The organism is Pseudomonadota bacterium (assembly GCA_026388215.1).
Lineage (GTDB): Bacteria > Desulfobacterota > Syntrophorhabdia > Syntrophorhabdales > Syntrophorhabdaceae > JAPLKF01.
The window spans coordinates 1-5,611 of the sequence record JAPLKF010000189.1 but is presented as its reverse complement, the minus strand read 5'-3'; the positions used below and the strand labels follow the sequence as shown (position 1 = coordinate 5,611).

The window sequence follows — 5,611 nt, the reverse complement described above, 5'->3', positions numbered from 1 at the left end:
TCCTGAATAGCACAAAATATCTTTCCGAAGGACGAATGGAAACGATATTGAACGATGGGGATACAATTGCCTTTATGGGCGCATCCTGAGGTTAGCCCGGTTAAGCAGCCTGGATGGCTGCAAGAGAAAGCAACAATGGGCCGCGTTCGTATGCCGGCACAAGGGTTCATGCCGTTGGAAAAGAACGAAAGGTATCTCTGCTCAAGAGGAAAAGATGAAAAAGACCCCTTTTGGGAATCACCCTGTTATGGGTTAAAAAAGACTTCGTCTTAGGAGGCAGGAAATGCTGTATAGATTCGATGGAAGGCAACCGGTTGTCGGGATTGGTACGTATGTGAGCGAAACCGCAATTGTAATAGGAGACGTAAGGATAGGGAGCGATTGTTACATAGGGCATGGTGCCATCTTGCGTGGTGATTATGGAACTATCGAGATAGGGAACGAAACAGCCATTGAGGAAGGTGTTATCATTCATGCTCCACCCAATGACTTGTGTTCCATAGGTCAGGGGGTAATTATCGGACATGGCGCCATCATACATGCAAAGCGAATAGGCGATTTTGTGGGAATAGGCATGGGCGCTATCTTAAGCATTCGATCCGAGGTCTCCAGTGGTTCTACTGTGGCGGAGGGCTGTGTAGTAAAGCGCGAGCAGAAGATACCGGAATCAGTAGTAGTGGCTGGCAACCCCGCAAAAAAGTTGAGAGAGGTGTCGCAGAAGGAGAGAGACTTCTGGGATTGGTCAAGGAAGCTTTATGTAGACCTGGCAGATAAGTACTGTAAACTTGGTATGGAAAAAATCGAAGGGTAACGGAGAATGGAAAAACATGGAAGCCTGATTTCATTTTTTGCAAAAACCCTCAACAAAACCCGTAAAACGCTTAACGAAATTTTCTACGGGATGACAGCCTATGAGCTTGAAGCGGAATTAAAGAAAGAAAAGGGCAATTTGAATAACCTTCTTATGTTGGTGGTCTTCGGTGACCTTGTTGGATTGCCCCTCTTTCCCCCGTATTATTCCATGAGATTCCTGCCCTATATCGTTCCTTTCTATAAAACATGGAGGAGAAATATCCTGAGAGAAAAAGACCTCACCGATGTTGTGTCAGCAGATATTTAGCTGATTTGTTATGGCAGTTCGATTTTTTCCTTGTAAAAAGGAGGCGCCATGAAAAGACACATTATTTGGTTTTTTGTTATTGTTTTTATAATCACAGAATCTGTAGCTACCTGTATGGATGACACTATCGGACCTGTAGTATCAACAGAGTGGCTTCAGAAAAACCTTGATAATCCTTCAGTTTTTGTTCTGGATATTAGGAAGGTAGAAGATTATAAGGAAGGGCACATTCCCGGGGCGCTCAGTCTCACCTATGCAGCATGGCGCACGATGGAAAATAACCTGAGCTGCCAGCTTCCCTATAAGGATGAACTCTCAGACACGATCTGCTCCTCCGGTATAAATGCCGACACGTACATGGTGATCGTAGGGAATACAGATACAGAACGGCAACTCACGAACGCTACCCGGGTAGCCTGGACGTTGAAGTATGCCGGAGTGAAACGTCCCGCCATACTTGATGGAGGTTACAAGAAGTGGTTAAGCAAAAACTATCCGGTGACAACAGATTGGGTCAAACGGCCAAAGAGTAACTATAAATGCAAATGGAACGAGAATGTTATCGCCAACAAAGAACATGTCCGTGCCCGCCTGGGGACAGCGGTCATCGTTGATACGAGACCAGAACGGCTATACAAAGGAGAAGCATCAGATCCCATGTTGAAAAGAAAAGGGCATATTCCGGGAGCGGTAAATCTTCCCTATTCTCTCGTATTTAAAAAGGATGGTACATTCGAGAATACGGAAAAGCTCAAATCCTTAGCCTCCAAGGCTGTTGGTGATGCGAGGAACAGGGAAATTATCGTGCTCTGCTGTAATGGTCAGTTCGCTTCCTCGTGGTGGTTTGCATTGAGCGAAATGCTGTGCTACGTGGGGAGTTCCCTGGGGGTAGACTTACTTTCACAAAAGGAAAAGATATGCAGCTTCGATTGCATATATTGCCAGCTGGGAAAGACAAAAAAACCCACTATTACACGGCACCTATATATTCCACAAGGAGAGATTCTAAAAGAATTAAGTGCCCTTTCTGATATACCCATAGATTATATCACCTTCTCCGGAAGGGGCGAACCCACCCTGGCAAAGAATTTAGGGTCTATGATAAACGCCATAAAAAAGCTCAGGCGTGAGTCTATTGCCGTGATCACAAACTCATCCCTGATGAACAGGCAGGACGTTCGAGATGAGTTATCGTATGCCGATTTCGTCATCGCTAAACTGGATGCTTCCTCGCAGGGGTCTTTCGTATTAGTAAATCGGCCTTTTCAGGGCATAGAATTTGATGCTATCCTGGAAGGGATAAAGGAATTTAAAAGGCATTTCCAGGGAAAGCTTGCGCTGCAGATTATGTTCATGAAAGAAAATGTACAATATGCCGGAGAGATAGCATGTATAGCAAAAGACATTCGTCCCGATGAGATACAAATCAATACTCCGTTGAGGCCCTGCGGCGTTGAGCCTCTCGGGAGGGAAGAATTATCTAAAATAAAAGACCTTTTTGGCGGTCTCAATGCCATTTCCGTCTATGAAAGCCGGAAGAGGTACGTCAAACCTATCAGCGACGGGGACACATTGAAAAGAAGAGGAAAGGTATAAAATGGAGATTAAGATACTTTTTGACAGTAAGAGACTGAACCGCACATTTCTCGCAGGCTGGGGGGTCTCCTACCTTATCGGGAACAGAATCCTTTTTGACACAGGTGAGAAGTCGGACTGCCTTTTCAACAACATGGATCGTATGGGTGTAAAGATTCACGACATAGAGACGGTTGTTATTTCCCACGAACACTTTGATCATACAGGCGGACTGTGGAACATACTCCGGGGAAAGCCGGGACTCGATCTTTACGTTTGCCCCGGTTTCAGCCGGGAGTTCAAGAACAAAGCAAAAACATACGGGTGCAACTTGATAGAAGTTAATTCCTTTATGAAGATTGCCGACGGCATATACACAACAGGCCAAATGAAGGGAAGGTGCAGTCCGGATTATATCGCAGAGCAGGCGTTAGTGCTGGAGACAGAAAAAGGGTTAACAATAGCAACAGGATGCGCCCATCCCGGCATAATCAAAATAGTGGAGTATGCCATGGACCACATCAATGGCAAGATCCATCTCTTGATGGGCGGTTTTCATCTCCTTGATGAGCCTATCAATAAAATAAAACATATCAATGAAAAATTCAGGCAGTTAGATGTAGAATATGTGGGACCAGGCCACTGTACGGGCGAAGATGCTGCGAAAATCTTTAAGGAGTCATACAAGGAAAACTTCATTGATATTAAGGTAGGGCGGACCATAGAGGTTTAGCATAAAAATATATTAAGCGGAGGTAATGAGTGCCATTCGGTTTTGGAAAAGGTAGAGGCTCAGCAAAAATGATCAAGCAAGGCAGGGCAGGAAAAAGAAGAGGGATGGGAGGTTTTGGGCAAGGTGGCCCCCCTACGAACTGTATCTGTCCTCAATGCGGCCTTGTAGTCCCCCATGAGCCGGGTATCCCCTGTTTTCAGAGAAAATGTCCGCAGTGCGGTTCTTTTATGGCCCGTCAATTTCTGAAAATCGAATAGCAGTCTACATGGTGAGCCGTGGAAAGCACGAATAGTCACATTGAGTCGCTCAAACGGGGTCAAAGGGTAGCCCTTACCGCAACTATTGCCATACTCCTCCTTGCGGTTGCTAAATTTTTCACCGGCTATCTCTTTGACTCCAGAATCCTCATTGCAGACGCCTTCCACAGCGGCGTTGACGTGCTCGCTATTTTTGCATCCTGGTTTGGACTCTGGCTTGCCTCCCGAAAGGAGAGCGCGAGATTTCCCTACGGGCTATATAAAGCCGAAACCTTTGTTACCCTTGTAATTGGCGTTCTTGTCGTATGGGCCGGTTTTGAAAACCTGGCTGAGGGATACAAAAAGCTTTTTCTCCTGGCTCCTCACCACGCATTCCCGGTGCTGCCGGTCCTGGTAAGCAGCATATCCGTTGCCGCATCATATTTTGTGGCAAAGATGGAAAAAGAAACAGGCGTTTCAATCAATTCCGGGGCACTTCTGGCTAATGCATCCGAAGCGTTTCTCGATATTGGCACCTCATTGGTCGTTCTCGCAGGCATTCTTTTAGCCCATGCAAAGATTCCCTACATCGAGGGTTCTATTGTGATGCTCATTGCCCTGCTCATTATCAGGCTCGGCGTGAAAAACGTATGGAAGCCGGTTCTGATCCTTCTGGATGCAAACCTCGACCCAAAGCTACAGGCAGAGATAGAGGAGAAGATATCTGCCGTCGGTGGTGTTAAAGGCGTGGGTGATGTAAAGATACGCCAGTCCGGGCCATTCAAAATGGTAGAATGTAACATCGCAACAGGTCCCTCGGTCTCCGTATACAAAGCACATGAACTTGCAGATAGCATCGAAGATCTCGTATCGAGGGATTACAGCCAGATTGAATCGGTTTTTGTCCATGTTGAACCTGTAAAACAGGATACTGTGTCAGCCATTATCCCGGTCAGTGATATTTCCGGATTAGATTCCAAGATTCATGGCCACTTTGGTAGGGCGCCTTATTTCATCATTCTGAAACTGGACAACAAAGGGGGAGCAGAGATAGAAGATTTCTATTACAACGAGTTTCTCGGTGAAAAGAATCGCATACACATAGGGGTAAGGGTAATAAAGGCCGTTATAAAACACAACCTGGACCTCGTCTTTACCCCTAAGATCGGGGAGATCTCTTTTTACATGCTGAAAGACAATTTTATCGACATTTACAGGGCAGAGACAGGCTCAACGGTGCGCGAGGTCATAGAGAGATATCGCAACAGTGAAATAGAACCGATTACAGTGCCGCATCCAGCAGAGGAATCGGAGGTAGAAAGACAGAAAGCGGATTCCCAATAATCTGAAAAATGGAAGATAGAAAAGGAGGTATGCAGGTATGGCGCTCTTATCATGGATCATTATGGCTACCCTGCTTGGAAGTATTGGGGCAGTTGTGGGGGCATCATTTGTACTTCTTTGCTCTAAAGTTAAAAGCCGGGCGCTTATTTCTTCTCTTGTAAGCTATGCCACTGGAACGCTTCTCGGCGCAGCCTTTCTCGGTATGATACCGAAGGCGTTAATGCTCTCTTCCACACTCCCCACCTCGGCTACCATACTTTTCGGTATTTTACTCTTTTTTCTCCTCGAAAAGTCGGTGATCTGGCGGCACTGTCACGATGATAACTGTGAGATCCATACAAGGGCAGGCACTCTCATCCTTTTCGGGGATGCCTTCCATAATTTTGTGGATGGCGTCGTTATTGCTGTAGCCTTCATGACGGATAGATCTTTCGGGGTAGCAACTACTGTAGCTGTTTTTGCCCATGAAATTCCACAGGAAATGGGTGATTTTGCAATTCTCCTTGAAAGCGGCTATACAAGGCAAAAGGCATTTTTTTACAACCTTCTCTCGCAGGCTGCCTCGTTGCTTGGTGCAGTGATCGCCTATTTTTCCCTCAAGAC

8 protein-coding genes are annotated in these 5,611 nt (G+C 46.0%); all 8 read left to right on the top strand.

Annotation, left to right across the window (positions count from 1 at the left end; all coding sequences use genetic code 11):
• Positions 1 to 135 precede the first annotated feature (135 nt).
• Positions 136 to 273 (top strand): hypothetical protein, encoded by a 138-nt coding sequence (locus NTU69_10275; GenBank protein MCX5803895.1) that lies wholly within the window; start codon positions 136 to 138, stop codon positions 271 to 273.
• 10 nt (positions 274 to 283) lie between these two features.
• Positions 284 to 811 carry a gamma carbonic anhydrase family protein gene (locus NTU69_10270; protein MCX5803894.1) on the top strand — a complete coding sequence of 176 codons (528 nt, stop codon included), beginning with the start codon at positions 284 to 286 and terminating at the stop codon, positions 809 to 811.
• A 6-nt stretch (positions 812 to 817) separates the two neighbouring features.
• Complete coding sequence (locus NTU69_10265; GenBank protein ID MCX5803893.1) at positions 818 to 1,120, top strand: hypothetical protein; 303 nt, start codon at positions 818 to 820, stop codon at positions 1,118 to 1,120.
• Between the two features lie 48 nt (positions 1,121 to 1,168).
• Positions 1,169 to 2,716: a rhodanese-like domain-containing protein gene (locus tag NTU69_10260; GenBank protein ID MCX5803892.1), complete on the top strand. Its 1,548-nt coding sequence runs from the start codon at positions 1,169 to 1,171 to the stop codon at positions 2,714 to 2,716.
• Position 2,717: 1 nt separating this feature from the next.
• Entirely contained in the window at positions 2,718 to 3,428 is a 711-nt protein-coding gene (locus tag NTU69_10255) for an MBL fold metallo-hydrolase (GenBank protein MCX5803891.1), read from the top strand.
• 29 nt (positions 3,429 to 3,457) lie between these two features.
• Positions 3,458 to 3,685 carry a hypothetical protein gene (locus NTU69_10250; GenBank protein ID MCX5803890.1) on the top strand — a complete coding sequence of 76 codons (228 nt, stop codon included), beginning with the start codon at positions 3,458 to 3,460 and terminating at the stop codon, positions 3,683 to 3,685.
• 18 nt (positions 3,686 to 3,703) lie between these two features.
• A complete protein-coding gene (locus NTU69_10245; GenBank protein MCX5803889.1) occupies positions 3,704 to 5,008 on the top strand; it encodes a cation diffusion facilitator family transporter in 1,305 nt (434 codons plus the stop codon).
• 37 nt (positions 5,009 to 5,045) lie between these two features.
• Positions 5,046 to 5,611 (top strand): ZIP family metal transporter (locus tag NTU69_10240; protein MCX5803888.1); only part of this gene is annotated, 566 nt, incomplete at its 3' end.